This is a genomic window from Myxosarcina sp. GI1, assembly GCF_000756305.1.
Lineage (GTDB): Bacteria > Cyanobacteriota > Cyanobacteriia > Cyanobacteriales > Xenococcaceae > Myxosarcina.
In genome coordinates this window covers 85,480-108,061 of record NZ_JRFE01000015.1, presented here as the reverse complement: position 1 = coordinate 108,061, position 22,582 = coordinate 85,480, and the positions used below count along the sequence as shown (strand labels likewise).

20 protein-coding genes and 1 tRNA gene are annotated in these 22,582 nt (G+C 40.2%); 9 read left to right on the top strand and 12 right to left on the bottom strand.

Annotated features, from left to right (window positions below):
* The first annotated feature begins 23 nt into the window (after positions 1–23).
* Positions 24–917, top strand: a complete 894-nt coding sequence (gene prmA / locus KV40_RS11085) for a 50S ribosomal protein L11 methyltransferase (protein WP_036481063.1) — start codon at positions 24–26, stop codon at positions 915–917.
* Here prmA and map read toward each other — a convergent pair.
* Positions 914–1,678, bottom strand: coding sequence for a type I methionyl aminopeptidase (gene map, locus KV40_RS11080; protein WP_036481062.1), 765 nt, complete (start codon positions 1,676–1,678; stop codon positions 914–916). The genes prmA and map overlap by 4 nt on opposite strands.
* A 162-nt stretch (positions 1,679–1,840) precedes the next feature.
* On the opposite strand from map, the gene KV40_RS11075 reads away from it, so the two are divergent.
* Both KV40_RS11075 and KV40_RS34875 read left to right on the top strand, forming a co-directional pair.
* Positions 1,841–1,914, top strand: a tRNA-Met gene (locus KV40_RS11075).
* Positions 1,915–1,965: 51 nt separating this feature from the next.
* Positions 1,966–2,121: a hypothetical protein gene (locus KV40_RS34875; protein ID WP_172657275.1), complete on the top strand. Its 156-nt coding sequence runs from the start codon at positions 1,966–1,968 to the stop codon at positions 2,119–2,121.
* A 122-nt stretch (positions 2,122–2,243) separates the two neighbouring features.
* On the opposite strand, the gene KV40_RS11070 is transcribed toward KV40_RS34875, so the two are convergent.
* Entirely contained in the window at positions 2,244–2,468 is a 225-nt protein-coding gene (locus tag KV40_RS11070) for a hypothetical protein (protein WP_036481060.1), read from the bottom strand.
* A 483-nt stretch (positions 2,469–2,951) separates the two neighbouring features.
* Between KV40_RS11070 and KV40_RS11065 the strand changes: the two genes are divergently transcribed.
* The 3 genes from KV40_RS11065 to KV40_RS11055 all read left to right on the top strand — a co-directional run bounded on the left by KV40_RS11065 (position 2,952) and on the right by KV40_RS11055 (position 7,890).
* Entirely contained in the window at positions 2,952–4,826 is a 1,875-nt protein-coding gene (locus tag KV40_RS11065) for an NAD(P)H-quinone oxidoreductase subunit F (RefSeq protein ID WP_036481058.1), read from the top strand.
* Positions 4,827–5,009: 183 nt separating this feature from the next.
* The gene (locus KV40_RS11060) at positions 5,010–6,512 is read left to right on the top strand and encodes an NADH-quinone oxidoreductase subunit M (protein ID WP_036481056.1); all 1,503 of its coding nucleotides are present in this window, start codon (positions 5,010–5,012) and stop codon (positions 6,510–6,512) included.
* 91 nt (positions 6,513–6,603) lie between these two features.
* Positions 6,604–7,890 (top strand): CO2 hydration protein, encoded by a 1,287-nt coding sequence (locus KV40_RS11055; protein ID WP_156114013.1) that lies wholly within the window; start codon positions 6,604–6,606, stop codon positions 7,888–7,890.
* Between the two features lie 26 nt (positions 7,891–7,916).
* Here KV40_RS11055 and KV40_RS11050 read toward each other — a convergent pair whose 3' ends face one another.
* From KV40_RS11050 to KV40_RS11025, 6 genes are all read right to left on the bottom strand, one after another.
* On the bottom strand, positions 7,917–8,321 hold the full coding sequence (locus KV40_RS11050; protein ID WP_036481053.1) for a fasciclin domain-containing protein: 405 nt from the start codon (positions 8,319–8,321) through the stop codon (positions 7,917–7,919).
* A gap of 161 nt (positions 8,322–8,482) precedes the next feature.
* Entirely contained in the window at positions 8,483–8,986 is a 504-nt protein-coding gene (locus KV40_RS11045) for an MSMEG_0567/Sll0786 family nitrogen starvation N-acetyltransferase (RefSeq protein WP_036481051.1), read from the bottom strand.
* A 50-nt stretch (positions 8,987–9,036) separates the two neighbouring features.
* Positions 9,037–10,119, bottom strand: coding sequence for an MSMEG_0568 family radical SAM protein (locus tag KV40_RS11040; RefSeq protein ID WP_036481288.1), 1,083 nt, complete (start codon positions 10,117–10,119; stop codon positions 9,037–9,039).
* A 148-nt stretch (positions 10,120–10,267) separates the two neighbouring features.
* Positions 10,268–11,323 (bottom strand): Nit6803 family nitrilase, encoded by a 1,056-nt coding sequence (locus KV40_RS11035; RefSeq protein WP_052055548.1) that lies wholly within the window; start codon positions 11,321–11,323, stop codon positions 10,268–10,270.
* An 89-nt stretch (positions 11,324–11,412) separates the two neighbouring features.
* Complete coding sequence (locus tag KV40_RS11030) at positions 11,413–11,895, bottom strand: MSMEG_0572/Sll0783 family nitrogen starvation response protein (protein ID WP_036481050.1); 483 nt, start codon at positions 11,893–11,895, stop codon at positions 11,413–11,415.
* A 69-nt stretch (positions 11,896–11,964) separates the two neighbouring features.
* A complete protein-coding gene (locus KV40_RS11025) occupies positions 11,965–13,248 on the bottom strand; it encodes an MSMEG_0569 family flavin-dependent oxidoreductase (protein ID WP_036481048.1) in 1,284 nt (427 codons plus the stop codon).
* A 353-nt stretch (positions 13,249–13,601) separates the two neighbouring features.
* On the opposite strand from KV40_RS11025, the gene KV40_RS11020 reads away from it, so the two are divergent.
* A complete protein-coding gene (locus KV40_RS11020) occupies positions 13,602–14,327 on the top strand; it encodes a hypothetical protein (RefSeq protein WP_036481047.1) in 726 nt (241 codons plus the stop codon).
* 169 nt (positions 14,328–14,496) lie between these two features.
* Here the strand turns inward: KV40_RS11020 and xth are convergent, their stop codons facing one another.
* Positions 14,497–15,279: an exodeoxyribonuclease III gene (xth, locus tag KV40_RS11015; protein ID WP_036481046.1), complete on the bottom strand. Its 783-nt coding sequence runs from the start codon at positions 15,277–15,279 to the stop codon at positions 14,497–14,499.
* Positions 15,280–15,346: 67 nt separating this feature from the next.
* Between xth and KV40_RS11010 the strand changes: the two genes are divergently transcribed.
* Together KV40_RS11010 and KV40_RS11005 are read left to right on the top strand one after the other, a co-directional pair.
* Complete coding sequence (locus tag KV40_RS11010; RefSeq protein ID WP_052055547.1) at positions 15,347–15,769, top strand: gamma-glutamylcyclotransferase; 423 nt, start codon at positions 15,347–15,349, stop codon at positions 15,767–15,769.
* A gap of 148 nt (positions 15,770–15,917) precedes the next feature.
* Complete coding sequence (locus tag KV40_RS11005; protein ID WP_036481044.1) at positions 15,918–17,339, top strand: carotenoid oxygenase family protein; 1,422 nt, start codon at positions 15,918–15,920, stop codon at positions 17,337–17,339.
* A gap of 29 nt (positions 17,340–17,368) precedes the next feature.
* On the opposite strand, the gene KV40_RS11000 is transcribed toward KV40_RS11005, so the two are convergent.
* The 3 genes from KV40_RS11000 to KV40_RS10995 all read right to left on the bottom strand — a co-directional run bounded on the left by KV40_RS11000 (position 17,369) and on the right by KV40_RS10995 (position 22,576).
* Positions 17,369–19,078 carry a CHAT domain-containing protein gene (locus tag KV40_RS11000; protein WP_052055546.1) on the bottom strand — a complete coding sequence of 570 codons (1,710 nt, stop codon included), beginning with the start codon at positions 19,076–19,078 and terminating at the stop codon, positions 17,369–17,371.
* 185 nt (positions 19,079–19,263) lie between these two features.
* Positions 19,264–19,956 carry a tetratricopeptide repeat protein gene (locus KV40_RS36190; RefSeq protein WP_052055545.1) on the bottom strand — a complete coding sequence of 231 codons (693 nt, stop codon included), beginning with the start codon at positions 19,954–19,956 and terminating at the stop codon, positions 19,264–19,266.
* A gap of 91 nt (positions 19,957–20,047) precedes the next feature.
* Entirely contained in the window at positions 20,048–22,576 is a 2,529-nt protein-coding gene (locus KV40_RS10995) for a filamentous hemagglutinin N-terminal domain-containing protein (RefSeq protein ID WP_052055544.1), read from the bottom strand.
* Between the last annotated feature and the right edge of the window lie 6 nt (positions 22,577–22,582).

Genomic DNA, 22,582 nt, shown 5'->3' with positions numbered 1-22,582 from the left:
AACCCATTACTACAAAAAAATTTATGTCTAATCGCTGGTGGGAAATAATCGTACTCTGCGATCCAACTTTAGAAGAATCAATTTTTTGGCGGCTAGAACAATTTGGTTGTTCGGGAACTGCTACCGAAGCTAAAGAAGAACGCTGGTTAATTCGAGCTTACATTCCCGAAGTTAAAGTACAAAAGTCCGATTTAGCAGAGTTAGAGCGACACCTGGATCGAGATGCCATGCTAGTAGAAGCAACAGTCCCTGAAGTTAAATGGCAGTTAATCGACGAAGAAGACTGGGCAAACAGTTGGAAACAACATTGGCAACCAACAAATATAGGCGATCGCTTTACAATTTATCCCGCTTGGTTAGAAACCCCCTCAACTTCAGATAGATTAATTATGCGTCTCGATCCTGGAGTAGCTTTTGGTACGGGAACCCATCCTACTACCCAACTTTGTTTGGAGTCATTGGAAATGCGGTTTTACGATCCTACTGACTCTAATATTATTGCCGATATTGGTTGTGGTTCGGGAATTTTGTCAATTGCCGCCAGTCTATTGCAGGCAAAACAAGTTTATGCTGTAGATACCGATCCTCTAGCTACTAAAACAACTCGTAGCAACTGCCAGCTAAATCACATAGATTCGCAGCAAGTAAAAGTTATTGATGGCAGTATCGAGCGATTACTCGAACTTGACATCTCTTTTGACGGTATTGTCTGTAATATTCTTGCCGATACTATTACCGAGCTATTTCCTCAGTTCGATCTTATCAGCGGCGATCGTAGTTGGGCTATTTTGAGCGGCATTTTATTGGAACAGGCAGACGACATCGCTAGTTTGGTCGAATACTATGGCTGGACGGTTGCCGCTTTATGGAGACGTAAAGAGTGGTGCTGTTTTAATATTCGCCGTTCGGAATACTAGTCGGATAAAGTCAAAATTTCTACTCCATCTTTAGTAACGGCGATGGTATGCTCGAACTGAGCCGACAGTTTGCCATCTTTAGTAATTGCCGTCCAGCCATCGTCGAGAGTTACTGCCTCCCAGGTTCCTTCGTTGATCATGGGTTCGATAGTAAAAACCATCCCTGCTTTTAACTTCTTGCCTTTACCTCGCGTGCCGTAATGGGGAATTTGAGGGGCGGTATGAAAAATATGGCTGACTCCGTGTCCGACAAAATCTCTAACTACTGAATAATTATTGGCTTCGGCATATTCTTGAATTGCTGCACCAATATCACCTATTCTCGCGCCTGGTTTAACTTCGGCAATGCCGCGATGTAAGCATTCTGCAGTAACTTCTACCAGTTTTTTGGCTTCGGGAGAAGGAGTACCGACAAAAAAAGTTCTGGAAGTATCGCCGTGATAGCCATCTAAAATTGGCGTAACATCTATATTAATAATGTCTCCATCTTTAAGTACTTGTTTGGCATTGGGAATACCATGACAAATTACTTCATTAACACTGGTGCAAATGGATTTGGGAAAACCATGATAACCTAATGGCGCACTTCTGGCTTGCTTGGCTTGAGTCCATTCTTCGGCAGCATCATTCAAATCTAGCGTACTAATTCCTGGCTTGACCAAAGTAGCGAGATAGTCTAATAATTCGGCAGCTAAAGCTCCAGCACGGCGCATTTTATCTATTTCTCGCCTAGAAAGTAGAGTAATTCGTTCGCTTCCCATAAATAATTATCTTTCTTAATTCGATTTAAGGTTTAGATCTTTTGTATTTTGCGTTACGTAATTTATCGTAGCCAATTTTCGAGATTAATTTTGCTTCAACATTCCAAAAATTTTAAAAGTATTTTATAATTATTCAGTCGCTGGCAATACGCGACTCAAAGCGGCTCGGTAGCTCAGTTGGTTAGAGCGGGGGACTCATAAGCCCTAGGTCGTCAGTTCAAATCTGACTCGAGCCATCCTCAAACACAAGCCAAAAGCTAATCCCAGCGTAAAGCGTTGTAATGTAGATTTACCTTGGTGGCTCGGGTAGAGATAATCTTAAAGCTGAAACGGGTAACGATATACTTTATGGCGGTACTGGCGGCGATCGCCTCAGAAAGAATGAAGGTAATGATGTATTTGTCCTTACCTTCGGCGATGAAGTACGAAAATTGTCAAATTGATGATGTAGTTACAGCCAAACGGTTTTGGCGATCGCTTTTGCAATCTATACAGTGCGAGTAAATATGCTAAATACAATTAGCTGTTTTTCAATCCGAACAAATTTAATTTAATAAACCTAATCTTAATCTACCTCGAAATTTTCAATCTTATCGAGACGAATTACCGTATCGTCTTTTAATTTACACCAATCGGCACCATCAGCAGCATACACATCTACTATAAAATTTCTTACTTTGGTATGCTCATTATTGTCATTGAGATAAGTTAAATTACATTCCTTGTTCATTGTTGCTGTAGCTCTCAGGCGATCGTACAGTTTGCTGCTTACGGGAGTATAATTACTCATAATTTTTATATTTAATGTCATAAACAGTTCTAATTTTAAAAGTCGTATACGTCTCAAACATCTATAAAGAGTCAGTTAACGTAGTCAGGAACTGCCAACTGACTCACTCCAAAGATATAGATAAAAATAGCTCAATTTTTTTAACTATCATTAACTAAGAAAAAATACTTGATTTGTAGAATTAAAGCGATCGCCATGATTTTATAGCGATCGCTTTAGCTTAAATATGACTAAAAAATAGAGACAAAACCAAACAGGATTTGGAATCGCCGAATTTTAACGTACAATTAAATTTATCTAAATACCCTTATCATGCCTGGGTCTGCGAAAACACAAGGCATTTTTACGGCGACTTATAATTTACTTATCATAGAAATAAATAAATAATATTTTGATGATGATTGATTATAGTCTATAGTTTTACTAAATTGAAGATAAATATTTGGTTCACAGCCAAAAGTCAACCTAAATCGAATTGAAATTATGGAGCAGATATTCAGTGAAAGTATTTGGCTAGTACCTTGCTATGCACTAATTGGAGCGACTTTAGCATTAATGTGGTCGCCTGGAATTATTAAAAAAACTGGTTCTAGACCAGCAGGATATCTTAATATCGCTATGACTTGTGTGGCATTCGTTCACAGCGTTTTTGCCCTACAGGAAGTTTGGCAGCAGCCAGTTCAAGAAATCAGATTTCCCTGGTTGACAGCAGCAGGTTTGTATATTTCTTTTGACATCAAAATCTCTGCCGTTACCGTTGGGGCGTTGGTTTTAATTACGGGATTGAATATTCTCGCCCAAATATATGCCATTGGCTATATGGAAATGGACTGGGGTTGGGCGCGTTTTTATGCTTTGATGAGCTTTTTTGAGGCGGGTTTATGCGGACTGGCCCTATGTAATTCACTCTTTTTTAGCTATGTTTTCTTAGAGTTACTTACTTTGGCTACCTATTTAATCGTCGGCTTTTGGTTTGCTCAACCTTTGGTGGTTACAGGGGCAAGAGATGCCTTTTGGACGAAGCGAGTAGGAGACTTATTGCTGCTAATTGGCATAATTGCCCTGTGGTCTTTTACGGGAACCTGGAATTACGACGAATTGGCGCAGTGGACGGAAGTAGCTAACCTCAAACCAATAACAGCTAACTTACTTTGTTTGGCATTAATTGCGGGTCCCCTGGCTAAATGCGCTCAATTTCCCCTACAGCTATGGCTGGACGAAGCGATGGAAGGACCAATTCCTGCTTCAATGTTGCGTAACTCAATTGTTGTAGCTACGGGGGCATATGTCCTAATTCAGCTACAGCCTGTTTTGGCACAGTCAGACATTTCCAATCTGTTTATGTTGGTCATAGGTTCGGCTACGGCTATTGGTGGTTCTTTAATTGCGATCGCTCAAGTAGATATCAAACGCACTCTATCTTATTCGGTAAGTGCCTACATGGGTTTTGTATTTATTGCCGTTGCTATAGGCGCAAATGATGCAGCCTTACTACTAATTTTGACTCATGCTGTTGCCATGACGCTGTTGTACATGAGTACTGGAACTATAGTAATTAGCAATATTACTCAAAACATTACTTTGTTAGGCGGTGTTTTTTCTCGCCGTCCTTTGAGTGGAATTGCTTTTTTGGTAGGTGGTGCGGGTTTGATAGCCATTCCCCCTTTTGGTGGTTTTTGGGCATTACTAGACTTAGGAAATTATTTACTAGAAGTCGAGCCGATATTACTAGGAGTAATGTTGGTCGTAGACGCGTTGACGGCATTTAACTTGATGCGAACTTTTTGTTTGGTCTTTGCAGGTAAACCCAAAGCCATGACCAAACGCTCGGCGGAAGTTCTCTGGGCGATGGTCGTGCCGATGATGATTTTAGTTGGGGTTAGTTTGCATTTACCTTTGATTATGCAGCAGTTTAATCTACTACCAACTTGGGCAAAATTAGATAAAAGCATTGCCTTACTTTTGCTGGGTTCGAGTTTACTGGGAATTAGTTTGGCAGCAATTTTATATCTCAAAGATAGAAAAACTAAACCCGTAGAATTAGTACCGACTTGGATACAGCAACTGTTAGCCAACGATCTTTATATTCAAGATATTTATCGTCTGACTATTGTTGGTTTGGTGAGTATTGTTTCTCGGATTATTTCCTGGTGCGATCGCTATATCGTTGATGGTGTAATCAACTCAATTGGATTTGGTACTTTATTTAGCGGACAAACTTTAAGATATAGCAATTCGGGACAGTCGCAATTTTATTTTCTCTCTATTGTATTGGGAACGATTTTGTTGGGTTTGATGTTGGCTTTGACTTTTGATGTTGGCTTTGACTTTTCAAAAATTAATTTCAATACTATTTAGCCGATACGGTCAAATGCAATACTTTACTTTAAACAAAGCAATTAAAAAAGTTCCTTTTGACCCAGCTAATTAACAAAAGTCAATTAAAAATGTTGGTGCCAGACACCGCAGAAGTTCAAATAATTAGCTAAATCTATCTCTCATTTGTGACAAATAACGATTGATAACATTGTTTTTCAAATCATGCTTAGTTTTTTAATTTGGCTACCTTTTACAGGAGCATTACTAGTTGCTTGTTTACCCACAAAAAAGCAACGCTTATTACAAACAACCAGTTTGGGGTTTAGTATTGTTTCTTTTGTAGTTTCTCTGTCACTAATTTTTCTCTATGATTACCAACTACAGGGTTTACAACTGACAGAATTTTTACCCTGGATTGAAATTTTAGGACTCAATTACAACTTGGGAATTGATGGTTTATCTTTGCCTTTAGTCATACTCAATAGTTTATTGATATGTGTGGCAATTTATAGCAGCAATTTTACTCAAGAAAATGACACCTTAATTCGTCCCAAGCTGTTTTACTGTCTGATTTTAATTTTGGCTAGCTGTATCAACGGTGCTTTACTGGCACAAAATTTGCTGTTGTTCTTTATTTTTTATGAAATTCAACTCATTCCTGTATATCTTCTAATCAATATTTGGGGAGGCGAAAATCGCGGCTATGCCGCGACAAAGTATTTGCTTTATACGGCATTTTCTGGCGTGTTTGTGCTGGCGACTTTCTTGGGAATCGTCTTTCTGACTACCAGCAGTTTTGACTACGACACCATTCAAACTCAAATATTGCCCTATAGCAAACAAGTAATTCTGGCGATCGCGCTAATTATTGGATTTGCGATCAAAACTCCTTTAGCTCCCCTGCATACTTGGTTGCCCGATGCATACACCGAATCTTCTACCCCAGTCTCGATAATTCTAGGGGGCATACTTTCCAAACTAGGAACTTATGGCTTGATTAGATTTGGCTTGGAGTTGTTTCCGCAAGTTTGGAACGATCTGGCTTTTTGGTTGGCTGCGATCGCCGCCGTCAGTGCTTTATATGGTTCGTTTGTAGCAATTTCACAAACCGATCTTAAAAGAATGGTGGCATATAGTTCCATTGCCCATATTGCCTTTGTAGTTTTAGCAACGGCGGCAGGAACTTCGATCGCCATATCTGGGGCAATCTGCCAGATGTTTGCTCACGGCTTGATTGTCGCGCTTTTATTCTATTTAGTAGGAATCGTAGAAAGAAAAACTGGCACCCGCGATCTTAACGTACTCCGAGGCTTAATGAATCCCCAACGGGGTTTACCGTTAATTGGCGGTTTGACTATTCTGGCAGTAATGGCTAGTGCTGGTATACCTGGAATGGTTGGTTTTATCGGCGAATATATTTCTTTTCAGGGCAGCTTTACCGTATTTCCGACTTTCACCATATTGTGCCTGGTTGCGACTGGTCTGACTTCGGTTTACTTTGTAATTTTGCTTAATAAAACCTTCTTTGGCAAAATCGATTGTCGTCAAACACCAACCGTCTATCCTAGAGTACGACTAGCAGAACGCTTGCCTGCTTTGGTTTTGGCACTATTAATCGTAGTATTGGGAGTACGCCCCGCCTGGTTGACCGATCTTACCGAATTTAGCATCCTTGCCAGTCATCCAGATACTACCACGCTCGTGTCTCAAAAACTTTCTTCGTAAGGGTGAATTGCAATTCACAGGGGGCTGAGATTTGGAGTTTGTCCAGGCGTTTATGCGCCCTGCCTCTACATTTAATAACCGAATGATTAACATGACTCAAACTATAACAACCAAACTACCACCTACCAACCATGAATTCGCCGATGTCATTCATCGTTTAGAGGCTGGCGGTTCGATGCTGCCCGATACTCCTGAAAACTTGATGCAGATAATCGGCATTTACAAAGCTTATGCTATTCCTATGGACTTTTACTGGCGAGATCTGCTTTACATTGCCGAACGAGTGTTTTTAAATCCCCTACCCTTTTTTAAATATTTTTTGCCCCAAAAATATTTAGACTTTCCCAACCGCTATGCAGGTGAAGACGCTGCACTTCAAGTTTGGCGTGGTAAAGCCTCGGCACATCCCGAACTTTTAGAGTTTATGGCTAAAGGGGAAACTGGTAAAATGCCCAAGCTGCTGCATCACCTTAACCACGACCGAATTAATATGGAATTTGCCGAAGCCTGTATGCAGGCAATGTTTTGGCATCAAGATATCAATCCTAAATTTAACGAATTTTTAGACAGTCAAGAGTATAAAGACAATGCCAATCGGGCGATAAAAGCTTACTTTAAAAACAATCCTCTGATGTTGGGACTGTATAAGCTCTTCCCCAATATGTTTTTAGAACAAGTCCGACAGCTATCTTACTATTCTAATTTAGGGCTTTTCTGGGAAGTAATGTGTCCCGTATTTCTAGAAATGTCCGATCTTTACGATGAAGGTAAGATGACTACTGTAAAAGAGGCAATGGAGTTTTTGGTCAACGGAATTTTTGCCGTTGCAGGTAGACCAATCTATCATCATGTATATATTAGGGATGAATGCTATGAAATTATTCCTAAATCCCAAGGTTTTACCTGGCTGTATGAGGCGGCATTACCCTATGTAGAAGCAATTTTTTATCGGACTTCTCCATTTCGCGGCACCAAGTCTTATAACGCCCAAGCCCTACAGGTACCAGACAAACAGCCAGACTTTCACTATGGCATTCTTTACGCCGATGTTTTACCCGTAGGAATGGCGGGAATTCCTCCCACTTTGCTGATGGACGATATGTGGCATTTTCTTCCAGATTATTTGAGAGACTACTACAGACAACACTGTCGGGGTGAAAGCGATATGCTAGTGCAGTTGGGCATTACCTTTCAGCGATCAATGTATAATGTTACTTCGGCTGTAATTCAGGCATTGCGACAAGCATTACTATATCCTCTAGACGATCCCAACCCCGAACACTTGCAAAAAAATCGAGCGTTTTTTACCGCCCAAATGGAGCGTTTTAAACGCTCTGAAGCTCGTTTGCGAGATATTCAAAGTTCTGAGTATCGTTAAACTTGGCTTTTAATTTCGCTCGAAGTTTATCCCATCAAAATTACATTATCAATTACATGAATAATGCCATTGTCAGCTTCAATATCTGCGGCGATCGCAGTGGCATTTTTTACTTCAAAAAGATCGTTGTTACAATTAATTGAAATTGGCGAACCTTCTAGCGAATCTACCGAATCTACTTTACTCAAATCTGCTTTGGTTAATTTTCCTGCAACTACATGATAGGTAAGTATTCTAGCTAGTTGAGGTGGATTGTCAACTAAGGTCTGAACCGTGCCTGGAGGAAGTTTGGCAAAAGCATCATCGTTGGGAGCAAATACGGTAAATGGTCCTGAAGTTTTTAAAGTTTCAACTAAATCGGCGGCTTTAACCGCAGCTACCAAGGTGCTAAACCCCTCTGTGTTGACTGCAATATCGACAATATCTGCCATATTATTTTTTGCGATCGATAATTGATAATAAATTCACATCGATTATACTACTTATCTAGTAGTGCAACCTGAAAAGTTGCATCGATCGAATTAACCGAGGAAATTTAGTGGCTGAAAGTAAAATACGGTCGAATCAGAAAAACTTACTTTTGGCTGTAAATTTAACTAACCAAGGACATTGGCTGTAAAGCTGGACGTGGTTCTAGATTGGGCGGATAGTAATCTAATTCTGCTGCCATCAAATGATGGGGACGATCGCAAATATCGATTTCTTTTAACGAGTTCCAATGCAGTCTTTGAAAAAACCTAACGTTTTGTAATTGAACTGTGGCTAAAAACTGGCGACATCCCCAGGTATTGGCAGTAGTAACGGCTTTCTGGATCAAACCTTTGCCAATACGTCCTACGCGGCGATAATCTTGGTGGACACCCAATCTACCGCCATACCACAGTCCTGGTTTTGGTTCGTAAATTCTAACAACTCCGACAACTTGGTTATTGCTATTTACAGCAACAATTGGATAAGCAATATTATCGTATTTGTCGCGATCGCTCGTTTCAAAAATACCTTGTTCCTGGCAAAATATTTCTTGTCTGAGTTGAAAATATGCTTCGATTTCTGTTGGAGTTAGTGCGAGTTTAAATTGATAATTTTTTTTAACCATGTTCGTTTGACAATACATTAACGTAGGAGCAATGCGTGAAGCTGTCTCCGCTACAGGGTTTCAAATGCAGATAATGCCGAACAGGCACCACATTTAGCGCAACCTGCTTTAATATCTTGAGAAAACATCCCCGCTTTCCTTAACATTGCGCCTACTTGTTCGTAGATGGCATACATAAATTCACTGCTGGGTGGCTTATGGTTAACTAGAGGCGTACCCATAATCGGAACAAAAGGAACGACAAAAGGATAGACACCTAGTTTTATCAGGCGATCGCAAGTATTGACTATAGTATCCATGCTATCTCCCAAACCAGCCAGAATGTAGGTGCTTACCTGTCCCCAACCAAAAACTTTAACTGCCGCCTCAAAAGCCTGAAAATAATAATCCAAAGATACTTTAGCTTTTCCTGGCATGATGCGATCGCGCACCTTTGGTTCCAATACCTCTAAGTGCATTCCCAGGCTATCTATACCTGCCGCTTTCATTTTCTCGAACCATACAAAATCATTCGGGGGTTCGCACTGTGCCTGAATGGGTAAATTGACTCTGGCTTTTACCGCCTGGGCGCATTCGCTCAAATAAGCCGCACCTCTGTCGGTAGTGTTGGGCGTTCCCGTAGTCATTACCAAGTGTTCGATTCCGTCTAGTCTAACTGCTGCCTCTGCTACTTCTGCTAACTGTTGGGGAGTTTTTTGGGCGATAGTTTTACCTGCCTCTAAAGATTGTCCTATCGCGCAAAATTGACAGGCAGTATTGCGGTTACTATAGCGAATGCAGGTTTGTAAAACTGTGGTAGCTAAGACATTGTGGCTGTGTAACAGGGCAATCTGGCTGTAAGGAATTCCGTCAGCAGTTTTAAGACTATAAAATTTTGGCTGTTGGGGAAAGGCGATTGACGCGATCGCCCGACCGTTTTTCCGTAGGGAAGTATCATAATACTCCCCCACGGTATATGGCGATTCTGCTGCCACACCGTTATATACGGGAATCATTACCGTCGTTCCGTCTATAGTAACGGCTTTATGATCCGATGGTCCCGCGCCGCCTTTTCTACCTGCCGCACCCGTGTCGCGATCTATCAGTTTCAAACCTTGTGACTGTAGTTCGGTAATCAATTTTTGTTTGCTAATTGTCATTAATTATTGCTTATTGCTTAACTCACAAACGACTGAAGATCGTAATCTCAGTCATTTCATTTATTATTTTTCTTTACGGACGACACAAGCGTTTGAGGTTTCCTAGAAGGATGCGTCCTCCTCAAGGAAGAGGCTTAAAACCTCAATGTTCAATGTTTAATGATTGGTCACTAGTTACTTTTTCTGAATCGACAGAAGCCCCATCGTTGTTAGAGTTGCTTCCGTTAGTAGAATAGTTTTGCTCCGTAACTCTAAATAAATGAATATCGTTTTGATGTAAAACCGTTCGCTTATCGGTATCTAACTGAAGCTGTAACAAGTCGGGACGAGCATAATGTCCGATCGCATCCATCATCCGTTTGCGCTTGGTAATTAAAGAAAAGTCTAGTTCGGCGATCGCCATTCCCTCTCCTTCGGTTATAGGTTCGCATAATGGAACCCCTTCAGGAGAAATAATCGTGGTATAACAACCGCCAGTTAATACTTTTTGTAACTTTTCATCGGGGCAAATTTCGGCAACCTGTTCGGGAGTTAGCCAACCCGTAGAGTTGACTACAAAACAACCAGCTTCTAAGGCATGATGACGAACCGTCACTTCTGTTTGTTCGGCAAAAATTTGTCCTACCATCGAACCAGGAAATTGAGCGCAGTGTATTTGTTCGTATTGCGCCATTAGGCTATATCTAGCCAGAGGATTGTAATGTTCCCAACAGGCTAAAGCACCGAGTTTGCCCACAGCCGTATCTAAAACTTTTAATCCCGAACCATCACCCTGTCCCCAAATCATCCGTTCGTGATAGGTAGGGGTTATTTTGCGCCGTTTTAATAACAAAGTTCCATCGGCATCAAAGATTAATTGGGAATTATATAGCGAACCGCCATCGCGTTCGTTAATCCCCAGAACAACCACCATACTGTGGGCTTTTGCCGCCTTACTAACTGCCTCAGTAACAGGACTCGGAACCTTCACCGCCTCTTTATACAAACGCAGGTGTTCTTTTCCCGTCAGTACGGGAGGCTGAATAAAAGAGAAGTAAGGATAGTAAGGAATAAAAGTTTCTGGAAAAACGATTAACTCTACTCGTTCGGTGGCGGCATTTTCTATAGCTTGTAAAACTTTATTAGTCGTTCCCTCGCAGCTATAGAGTACGGGAGAAAGCTGTACGGCAGCGGCTTTAACTGTGCGTGAGTAATCCATCGTTTCGTAAATTGTTGATGGTCAATTGTCAATACTATTTAAGGTAATATATGAAGGCAAATGTCCATTTATCCCTACTAGTAACAGAGTTACATCGTCCAGGTGTCGAGGATAAATGCCCCTTCTTTACGATGTAGCAGAATAAAGTCCAATACATCTTTAGGATTAATGGGAATAATGCCAGGAATTAAAGAAGGTTCTCCGTGTCCGTATAAGGCTTGCAATGCAAAGCGACAGGCGTAAACTTTACCACCTTCGTCCATAATCTTAATTAATTGATTGTTTAGAGCTTGATGTCCTGGAAAAGACTCATCGCCAATCTTAGGAAAGCCTCGCTGTACTCCTAGCGTAACCCCAGGACCATAGAGTAAAACTGAAGTTTCAAAGCCTTTACGAATTAGCCTAGTTGCCTGTAATAAGTTTACCAAGCCAATCGAACCTTCAAAAGCTACAGTATGAAAAGTAACTAAAGCTTTTTCGCCTGGTTCTGCCTGTACGTCGGGAAATACTTTTTCTTCGTAATCTACAAAATAGTCACCAGCTTTGTGTGCGGGGGTAGTAACTTCAGGCATAATTTTGTCTCCTTAAATGTTTGTTATCTATAAAATAGAAATCGATAGATTGCTGTTAACTGTTGACTGTTAAGAACCGATCGCAGCTTCGTTGACAGCCAGTAACGAACCTGGATAAGCAATATTGGTACTCATTAAAATGCGATCGCATATATATCGAGCATCTCTAGCAATTCCCGAAAATCTTGCCGACCCCCAGGTATACAGCCAGGGAAGACCGAGAAAATAAAGTCCTTTTACGGTAGTTACACCTCGGTTGTGATGGGGATAACTTTTACCATCAAACACGGGAATTTCAATCCAGCTAAAGTCGGTTTCAAAACCAATACACCAAACTACAGCACCGATATTGGCTTCTTGATAATTGAGATTGGTAACTTCGGTTTCTGGCTGCCAAACGGGTTGATATGGTGGTTCTATAGGTGCCGAGATCTGATTTTGTTCGATGTATTTATCTATCGTGCGTTTGATGCTGGCGGCTACTTCATCGGCGCGATCTAAATTGACTTTAAGATTGGGTTTAAATTCTAAACGATCGCCTCGAATATCGGCTAAAGATCCGTATAGCTGCATCCCTTCCAGGGCAAACTGTCTGAGATCGATTTCATGTCCGCCATCGCGTCCTGTAAGATAGTGGTTGGTTTTGTGTCTGACCTTTTCTTTATCTGGATGATCGTCAATAGGTAGATCGTAGTAACCCATGCGATCGAGCCAATCTACTACATCTTTACCCCGATAACGTCTTGCCGAACGAGGCGCACCACCTACGCAGAGATGAACTTTTTTACCTGCAAGATGCAAGTCTTCAGCTATCTGACATCCCGACTGTCCAGATCCAACTACTAAAATATCGCGATCGCCTAATGATTCGGGATTTTTGTAATCTGATGAATGTAGCTGTAAAATGTCTGCGGATAGCCTTTCTGCCATTCTCGGTATTTTAGGCAGGTGATAGTTACCTACAGCAATTACTACTTTGTCGGCAATAAAATCCCCTATAGAAGTAGCCAACTCAAAGACATCTTGAGTATGATTCTTGCGAACTTTTAAAACATTTACCCCTTCTTTTACGGGAAGATCGTATGAGTTAGCGTAGTCTTCTATGTACTTAACGATTTTATCTCTTTCCATAAAACCGTCGGGATTGTCACCTGGATAATAATATCCTGGAAGCTTACATTGCCAGTTGGGTGTTACCAAACAAAAACTGTCCCAACGTTTATCACGCCAAGAATGAGCAATTTTGTTTTTCTCAAAGATAATATGGTCGATCCCTTTTTCTTTCAGGCAGTAACTTAGGGACAAACCTGCTTGACCACCTCCTATTATGACAACGGAATAACGTTCTTTCATAAGCTCAATTGATTTAGATGCACCTGACTTATGTTTTTCGCATCCGATCGCAGATTAAAGCTTAGTCCATAGTTTGCCCTGTGTATTTTGTTACGGAAAAAATTAGTCTGGTAATAGTTACAGGCAAGCGATCGCTTTTTGCATATTTGAGGTATTTATAGGCGGTTTTACCTGTCAAAAGTGACAGGTGTTGAAAAAATATCTAATTAAGGAACAAAAGTTTTAAGCAAAGACGAAACTCGCTACTATACATATCCAAAACTATGTTTAAAGTTTGATTTACATCAATATTTGGGAACTATACATGATGATATGCAAAATATGCTTTTTTCTTATACAAGAGAGGATAGATAATGAATACAGATTTAAAAAAACTTGAGATAACTATTGAAGAACAAAAAGAAATAAGCGGTCAAGATATAAATGATACAGGCGACATATTGTTTAAAAAAGAAAAAGATTTTATTTCTGATATCAAAGATTTTATAAATAAACTTTCTCTTAATTTTACTATATATTTAATTATAACAGGAGTACTTATAGCTTTAACAGTGACAGGATTGATCTTTCTTGGTTTTGCTATACTTTTTATGAGCTACACTGCTACATATGTAATTTTGCCAATCTGGTTTGCATTATCTTCAAGATTTGCAATAAGAGAAACCATAAAACAGAAAAACAGAAATGATCGGAGCCAACAGAAGGAGCAATTTTATTTATTATCAAAAATTATCTCAAAAATTAAAAAATTTAATACGTTTATTAAATTAATAGATATAAACGACCAACTAACCGAAGTTGGATTAAATGGAATGTCTCAAGAAGAAAGAGCAAAATCAATAGAGGTGTTGTCTTTATTAAGACAAGATTTAATTAAATCGTTAAAAACGGAAAGAATATTAAGAGAAAATAAAGAATTAATGACTGAAAGTCCTGAATTACTTTTTGATAGTCTATCTGACCTGATTGTTTTGCAGACAGACGAAAAAGCTTCACAATTTGGAAAATTAGTGAGTAATGCTTTAGAAATCGCACAAGAAGTGCAGAAAGAAATGAGTATAATTAAAATACGCACATAAGTTGATTGGCAATTAATTCATAAATTGTAATACTATAATCCACGCGCTATGGAAGCTGAAATCACCAAAAGTGATAATTCTCAGGGAATTATCACTTTAAAGTATATAGCGACCGCAAAAAATTACAATTACCGATAAAAAATACCGATTTTAGGAATATTGTTGTAAATTAGTCAATCTCTACAACTACAGGTGCATGATCGCTAGGTTTGTCTAACTTTCTCGGTTCGATATCGATCCAACAGTTAATGGCGCGATCGCACAAATGTGAAGTTAAATAATGATGATCGATGCGCCAGCCTCGGTTACGGACAAAACCCGCAGCGCGATAGTCCCACCAGCTATAATGTTCTGGTTCGCTGGTAAATTTGCGAAAGGCATCTTGTAAGCCAAGTTCGAGAATTGTTGCCAGTGCTTCTCTTTCGGCAGGAGAAGACATAATGTGAGTGTCTCTATTTTTAGAAGTATAAATATCTTTATCTTCTGGAGCAATATTAAAATCGCCACAAACGCACATTTCAACAGTTTGAGCTTGCAGTGTTTGAAGGTATTCTCGTAAAACTTTAAACCAGTCTAATTTGTACTGATATTTTTCACTGGCGATCGCCGAACCGTTGGGAACATAGAGATTGACAATACGAATATCACTAACTACGCCACTAATTACTCGCTTCTGTAAATCGAATTCCGTTTCCTTGCCAATTATTGGACTAAAGCCATAGCTAACCTCGGTTAATGGCATTTTACTAAATATAGCTACGCCATTATAAGATTTTTGCCCCGAAATATACAGGTTATAGCCCAAATCTTCAAAAGGCGATCGCGGAAAATCTTTATCCTGCACTTTAGTTTCCTGCAAGCAGAGAACATCTACCTGATGTTGCTGTAGCCAATCAATTACAATCTGTTGTCGGGTGCGGATTGAGTTAACATTCCAAGTGGCTATCTTCATTGACTGCTAATAAATAATCGGCGCGAATCATACATTAGCGTAGAACAGAGCAAAAGTAAAACTGGGCATGAAAGAACAATTAGCAACAATGACTCTCAAGGTTTTTGTCTACGGCACTCTCAAACCAGGGGAAAGTAACTACCAGTATTATTGTGCGGCAAAAGTGCGATCGCGCTCTCCAGCTTATGTTAGGGGTAAATTATACAGCTTGCCTTTTGGCTACCCTGCGATCGCTGAAGGAGATAACAAAGTTACAGGTTTCTTACTGGAATTTACAGACTTTAATGTTTTACAAGATTTGGATTTTCTAGAAGGATATGGAGAAGATCGAGATTTAGAGCTAAATGAATATTACCGTTTGCTAGTTCCCGTTTACGAACTCGACAGCGATCGCTTGTTAACTAATGCCTGGTGTTATTTTATGGAAGAATCTAAGATTGCTCGATTTAAAGGTATTGCTGTAGCTTCTGGCTGGTGGAGTAGCGAGTAGCAAGTAGCAAGTATTTTTAGATAGTTAACTAAAAAAATTATCCTGTAAATATAATATGCAACATATGCAACGCCAATAATTTCTTTGCAAATACAATTGTAGTTTTTTCGTTACCTTTTGTAAGTTGCTAGAATCAAACCAAAACTCTATGGTTACAGCTACTCATCCGCAAGCTTGGTCTGAGGCGATCGCCAGACCTGCTACAGAATTTGCTCTGACTCCTCTTAAAGTTATCTCAGGCTCAATTCCTGAAGGACTACAGGGAACTTTATATCGTAATGGTCCCGCTCGTCTCTCTAGAGGTGGCGATCGCGTGGGACATTGGTTTGATGGAGATGGTGCGGTATTAGCGGTTCATTTTGAGGCAGCAGAAGCAAGCGCAGTTTATCGCTACGTCAAAACCGAAGGATACCTAAACGAAGAACGCCAAGATAGCTTTATCTATCCCAACTATGGCATGACTGCCCCTGGAGCATTTTGGAATAATTGGCTCAAACCAGTTAAAAATGCGGCAAACACTTCAGTTTTAGCATTGCCAGATAAAGTTTTGGCTTTATGGGAAGGAGGATTGCCTCATGCTTTAAATTTAGAAGATTTAACAACTCAGGGTAAAGATAAGCTATCTGGTTTGTCAGATAAGCAGTCTTATTCGGCACATCCTAAAGTAGATTCTCAGACGGAAGAAATATTTAACTTTGGTATTGGTGCGGGGTTAAATGCAACGTTAAATCTCTATCGCAGCGATCGCACTGGTAAAATTCAGCAGCAAAGTACATTCGATCTTAAAGGTTTGCCTTTAGTGCATGACTTTTTACTGGCAGGACAGTATTTAGTCTTTTTTGTTTCTCCAGTGCGAGTAAATCTAGCAGCAGTAACTTTGGGGCGCAATAGCTTTAGCGATGCTATGGAATGGCAGCCAGAACTCGGTACGGAAGTTTTAGTATTCGATCGCCAGACACTAAGTTTAGTTAGTAGAAGCGAAGCAGAACCTTGGTATCAGTGGCATTTTACCAATGGTTGTGTAGACAACGAAGGCGCGATTGTTACCGAACTAGTTCGCTATGAAGATTTTCAAACTAATCAATATTTGCAAGAAGTAGCAACGGGTAGCACGAAAACTTCTGCGCCAGGAACTTTATGGCAGGTAAAAATTAATCCTCAAACTGGAGAAGTTGTACAAAACGAACAGCTACTCACCGATAACTGCGAATTTCCCGTAATCGATCGCAACTGCGTTGGTAAGTCATGGCGTTATACCTATCTAACTATTCAGCGCGATCGCGATTTAGTCGGTAAAGAATTATTTGGCGCGATCGCTCGTTTCGACCGTGAAACAGGTAATTTGTCTATTGCAGACATGGGAGAAAACTGTTACGCTTCCGAACCTATATATGTTTCTCAGCCTAATTCTCAATCGGGTTGGCTATTAACGGTGGTTTATAACGGTAACGAAGACTCTAGCGAAGTAAGAATTTATCAAAGCGATCGCTTGACTGAAGAACCCTGTTGCCGTCTGGCTTTACCCAGTGTGATTCCTCATAGCTTTCATGGCACATGGAAAGATAAATAACGAGTTTTCAAATTAGAAACCCTGAAAAACTATAACCAATTTCCTACCAGAACAAAAGCAGCCCAATAAAAAGGATGATCGAAATCTTCTGAATCAATCAAAGCCAACTGAGCTTGTCGTAACGCTTCTCCTTTGTTTAAACCCGATTGAGATCGCACTAACTCTTGATAAAACTCGTTCATTAACAAAGTAGTAGAGTTATCTTTGACCGACCACAAAGTAGCAAGGGTGCTTCTAGCACCAGAACGGACGGCTACTCCTGCCAAACCTAAAGCAGCCTGCTTGTCTCCTGCGGCTGTTTGACAGGCACTAAGAACCATTAAGTCTAAGGGATTTATTTGCGTAAATTGACGATTACGAAGTAAAGTCTCAAACTCATTAACTTTAACGCGATCGTTCCAGGTAAGGATATAAGTATTTTCTGGATCGGAGCTAAATTGTCCGTGAGTGGCAATATGAAGTATAGGTGCGTTAATTCGAGCGAGTTTGGTTTGTAAATTAGCTTCGGTAAACTCGCTATCTAACAGTAGCTTTGTCGGCAAATAACTTGAAATTTCGGTCAATTCTGTTTGTACTCCAGGTGGCGAAGCAAAGCCTTGATTGGACTGGCTAATTCCCCCAGCTACTGCTTTTAAATTATCTTTCAAACTGGTTGGAGGCAATAATTGTAAACCAGGTGTCAGAGCAATATTATATTTCTCGATCGCGTATTGTTTGCCGTCATATAATGCCGCCATAGGTATATTTCGCAAACTACCGTCCAAGACAAAGGCAAGGGTTTTAATTTCGTGCTTGGTCAACTCTGCTTCTGCGGGTTCGATCGACCAATCATAAACCTGTTGGGATAGTTGCAGTCTTATTTGGTTAGAAAAAACTGGATTGAAAGATTGATATAAATTTTCTATGGTACTTTCAATTTTAGCCTGGGGTAAATAAGTAGAGTAATAACGTAGGGAACGGTCTGGTAAAGATAAAATAACTGCCAGGCGATCGCGCAAGATAATTGGATAAATTACCGCCGCAGTCGGATCGATATCATCTATTTGTTTGGGTTTGGCTGTCAGACACACTTCTTGAAAAAAGTTTTCTAGTTCTGCTAACTGTAGCGACTCAATTGTCTCGCGGGCTTGTTTGAGTTGTGCTTGAGAGGGAGTGCCATCTAATAAAGTTGCTACTAATTCGCGATACACTGGTTCGACACTTTCGCGAAAAGAAAACTGAGCATCGGGATTTATGGCTACTAAAGAGCTACGTAACGATTGTAGATTATTGACAGCTTCAGTATAGGGTGCGATCGCGCCAGCAACATCTCCTTGTTTTTTCTGCAATCTACCTAGTTGCCATTGCCATTGATAGCTAATATCGGTAGCGTTAATCGCCTGTGATAGTTCGAGAGCCTGTTCGGTAAACTTTCGAGCTATAGACCATTGCTGCTGACGTTCGTAAAAATATCCTAAAGTGCCTAGAGTTGAAGCCTCTGCTCTTTTGTCTTCAAGCATTCTCGATTGTTTTAGAGTTTCTTGAAGTAAATTTTCGATTTGTGGGTTGCGATTGGCGAAGCCAGCGCGCAGAGGGCGATCTCCAACAACAGGATTATTCGCTTGTAAATCGATCGCATTTTTAGCTAGATTGATTCTGGCAAAAACTGTCGGTCTACTAAGGGATAATTTGTCGATATTTGCGTAAATCAGATCGATTAAAGTAGTTGCAGACTGCCACTGTCGGGTAGCAATATACAAACTTAGTAAGTTTAGTCGTGCTTCTGTTTGCGTAAGAGGCTCGACAATAGTAGCGATCGCTCGTTAATAGAAGGCGATCGCTTTTTGCCTATGTTCTAATAGTTTGGCAGTATTTCCGAGGCTAAAAAAAATCCCAGCTTTTAATTCTGGCGATTCGAGTTCACTAGCGATCGCTAAACTTTCATCTAGAACTTCTTGCGAACGGTTAAGACGCCAATAGTTTGTAAAGTATTTCCCAAACTATGTAATACCTGTGCTTTTAATAAGGGGTCAGCTCGATCTTCTAACTCTTGCTGCAATGTTTCTAGCAGGTTTTGCGCTCGCCGATGTAAGCCTAAAGTTTGTAGAGCCTGAGCGCGATCGAGTTGGCTGCCAATCACTCCAATTTTATCGCCAGCACTTTCATAGATAGCTGCCGCCTGCTGCCAAGTTTCCAGAGCAGTTTCCGCTTTACCCATAGCTAGTTCTAAACTGCCTTTGGTATTTAAAGCCTGGGCTAAAACAAGAAAATTTACTTCAGACAAATTTTCTTGTAAGAGTTTTAAACTAAGAGAGTTATAGGTTTCTGCTTTTTGCCACCGTCCCAACTTTTGATGTGCCAGGGAAAGATAGTTTAAACTCGCCGCTTGATTTTGGCGATCGCCCCTTTGCCGATAAATTTGCTCTGCTTGTTGCCAAGCTGTAATTGCTTCAGTATATTTACCTGCTTCATAGGCAGTTCGTCCTCGATCGATTAACTGTACAGCATCATTTGTCGTTTTAATAACCGAAGTTTCTTTTGTAGATGGCTGAGAAATTGCAGGAATAGCAATTGTTAGAGTTAGAGTTAACAAACTCAGGCAAACTGCAAAACGGCAAGAGCGAAAAAAATCAATCATTTTGAGCAACTGAGATCGATATGCTGCTTGTTACGACAGGCATAGTTTAAGATTGCCCAAATTACTACCAACCTTATTGAAATAATAAAAATTAGTTTGACTTAAGTACTTGATGCTTTTGTTGTCCGCTACAATCAAAATCGTTGCTGTTGAGAGCGAGAAAATTTTGACCCGAAACAGTAACTAGTTCCACGTTTCCTTGTCGGTTCAAGATCCAGGTTTGAGCTTCAACAACAGAAGAATTATCGCCCTTACCGAAAGAAGGAGTTCTACTAAAATCTAGCGTTTGCTCCAAGGAAAAATTAAGATCGGACTTGTTAGTACCCAGATCGGGTAACAAATCATCGAAACCAGCAACATTGTTTAAAGGGTTAGCAATTCTACTACCACGACCGACATTAACAAAATAGCTATCTTCTGCCATCTCACATCCTCGATCTAAATAGAGGTCGGGATCGATGGGAGTTTCTGGAGGTGTGAATATTTCTAGATGGCGATCGTCAATGCTAATAGCTCTGACATCAACCGTACCATCTAAACCTAACTCCGAACTCGCACTAATCGCGCTATTGGCAGCAACGAATAAACCTTTAGTGGTGATTTTAATATTTCCACCATTTCCTTTTAGAGCATTAGCAACTATTGAGCTTTTACCAATTGGAGTAATAGTACCAGCATCAATATGAATATTCCCTCCGTTACCAGTTCCTTTAGCTTCAGCAGAAATAAAGCCGCGATCGCGCAATAATAATGTATCTGCCACTTGTAAATTAATATTGCCACCATTACCCGATTTTGTAGAGGCAGTAACACCTCCTGCTGCTTCGAGCAAAATTGAGTCAGCATCTATACTTAAACTACCAGCATCTCCTAAACCATCATTCCTTACTGAAATTTGTGCGCCGTTAGCGACTTCTAGTTGAGGAGTTTTAACGCTCAAACTGCCACCATCACCACCAGGAATAGGTGGAAGGCTAAAAATCTGCTGCAAAACTGGATTGACAACTCTAGCAGCAGAGGTAATGACGCTAGGTTCTGTAAAATTGGGCGAGGTTTCAAAAATTTCAATAGACTCTGAGGCGTTAATATTTACGTTTCCCGCACTACCTTTAGCATAAGTGCTAGAGTCCAATCTGCCTCCGTCACTAACAATTAACTTAGCTGTATCGATCTGTAAATTTCCTGCGTCGCCGATGCTTACGGTGTTAGAGCCAATTAGACTGGGAATAAAAGTATTAAAATCTATACCTTTAACGGCTATAGATTCAGTAGCCCTGACAGTTACATTCCCTCCTTTTCCACTGCCAAAAGCTAAAGAAGAAATAGTTCCTGCTGCTAAAACTTCAATGCGACTACTATTTAAGTTTAAGTTTCCTGCATTTCCTTGCCCGAAATTAGCCGTAATAATACTACTGGGTAAGACAGAATCAGCAGGAACTAAGCCATCGACGCTTACCAGGTCGCTTACTTCAAGATTAACGTCACCAGCTTGATTAGGTATTTGACTGAAAGAAAAAGAGCCGATTATACCGCCATTAGCAACTAACAGATTATTACCTTCCAAAAAGATCTCGGCATTTTTGCCCGAATCCAATGCAATACTAACTATACCGCTGCGAGTTAATGTAGGAACATCTACACCTATTACTTGTAAGTTATCGAATTTAACATCGATCTTGTTTGCAGAGTCGGCTTTTAAGCTATTGCTAGAAATTACCGAACCTTCTGTAAGAATTATGTCTGCTCCACGTAATTGAATAGAACCAGAACTTATCCCCGATACATCGACCAATGCCTTTTGCAATAAGTTGATGTTTTGAAATTTTTCTGCTTCTGAGTAGTCGAGCGTCCAATTATTAGTATCGGTAGCATTTAACCTAATTTTTCCTTTAGCAATACTAGCTAATTGAATTTGCCCGTTTGGTGCGAGTATATTGCCTCCTTCTAAAGAAATCTTGCCACCAATTAAGGTTAGGGTGCTATCGGGTTTTAGTCTTAAGCCCTTTGAGTTATCGAGATTGATAAAAGGAGCAAAATCGTTTTGTCTGACAATACTGTGACCAGAATCTATTACTCTAATTTGCCCTGGGTTATCCCCCATTTGCAAACCAATCGGAATATTAACTGTTAATAGCGGTGGTGCATCGGCATTCGTAGCACTATATTCAAAACCGTTTTTAAAAACGAAACTGTCAGCAGTAGTAGCAAAAAACGAACCATTGACATCTAAAGCGGCATTTTCGCCAAAGACGATGCCGTTGGGATTGAGTAAAAATAAATTAGCCGTTCCATCTACTCCCAAAGTGCCGAAAATCTCAGAAATATTGTCACCCGTAACGCGAGTCAGAATATTAGCAATACCATCGGGAGAAGCAAAATAAACGCTATTTCCATCAGAGACGTTAAATTGCTCGAAAGAATGAAATAAGTTATTTCCTCGAATTGCGCCACCTTCAATCAAATCGGCTATGGCATCTTTTACCGAAGCATTAGGAATAACTGTAGAGTTTTCATTGCCCAAACTACTATCTGGTGTAATTTGAGCCAAAACAGGAGTAGTCAGACAACTTGTCCAACTAGATATTAGCAATCCGAAACCGAGGCGTTTATAGCCCACCATATAAAG

What these genes read in the sequence shown, in the direction of transcription:
- KV40_RS36190 (WP_052055545.1), bottom strand. Translation starts at nt 19,956, where the DNA reads ATGATTGATTTTTTTCGCTCTTGCCGTTTTGCAGTTTGCCTGAGTTTG.
- KV40_RS11045 (WP_036481051.1), bottom strand. Translation starts at nt 8,986, where the DNA reads ATGGTTAAAAAAAATTATCAATTTAAACTCGCACTAACTCCAACAGAA.
- map (WP_036481062.1), bottom strand. Translation starts at nt 1,678, where the DNA reads ATGGGAAGCGAACGAATTACTCTACTTTCTAGGCGAGAAATAGATAAA.
- KV40_RS11025 (WP_036481048.1), bottom strand. Translation starts at nt 13,248, where the DNA reads ATGAAAGAACGTTATTCCGTTGTCATAATAGGAGGTGGTCAAGCAGGT.
- KV40_RS11030 (WP_036481050.1), bottom strand. Translation starts at nt 11,895, where the DNA reads ATGCCTGAAGTTACTACCCCCGCACACAAAGCTGGTGACTATTTTGTA.
- KV40_RS11055 (WP_156114013.1), top strand. Translation starts at nt 6,604, where the DNA reads ATGACTCAAACTATAACAACCAAACTACCACCTACCAACCATGAATTC.
- KV40_RS11060 (WP_036481056.1), top strand. Translation starts at nt 5,010, where the DNA reads ATGCTTAGTTTTTTAATTTGGCTACCTTTTACAGGAGCATTACTAGTT.
- KV40_RS11065 (WP_036481058.1), top strand. Translation starts at nt 2,952, where the DNA reads ATGGAGCAGATATTCAGTGAAAGTATTTGGCTAGTACCTTGCTATGCA.
- KV40_RS11035 (WP_052055548.1), bottom strand. Translation starts at nt 11,323, where the DNA reads ATGGATTACTCACGCACAGTTAAAGCCGCTGCCGTACAGCTTTCTCCC.
- prmA (WP_036481063.1), top strand. Translation starts at nt 24, where the DNA reads ATGTCTAATCGCTGGTGGGAAATAATCGTACTCTGCGATCCAACTTTA.
- KV40_RS11050 (WP_036481053.1), bottom strand. Translation starts at nt 8,321, where the DNA reads ATGGCAGATATTGTCGATATTGCAGTCAACACAGAGGGGTTTAGCACC.
- KV40_RS10995 (WP_052055544.1), bottom strand. Translation starts at nt 22,576, where the DNA reads ATGGTGGGCTATAAACGCCTCGGTTTCGGATTGCTAATATCTAGTTGG.
- xth (WP_036481046.1), bottom strand. Translation starts at nt 15,279, where the DNA reads ATGAAGATAGCCACTTGGAATGTTAACTCAATCCGCACCCGACAACAG.
- KV40_RS11070 (WP_036481060.1), bottom strand. Translation starts at nt 2,468, where the DNA reads ATGAGTAATTATACTCCCGTAAGCAGCAAACTGTACGATCGCCTGAGA.
- KV40_RS11010 (WP_052055547.1), top strand. Translation starts at nt 15,347, where the DNA reads ATGAAAGAACAATTAGCAACAATGACTCTCAAGGTTTTTGTCTACGGC.
- KV40_RS11005 (WP_036481044.1), top strand. Translation starts at nt 15,918, where the DNA reads ATGGTTACAGCTACTCATCCGCAAGCTTGGTCTGAGGCGATCGCCAGA.
- KV40_RS11020 (WP_036481047.1), top strand. Translation starts at nt 13,602, where the DNA reads ATGAATACAGATTTAAAAAAACTTGAGATAACTATTGAAGAACAAAAA.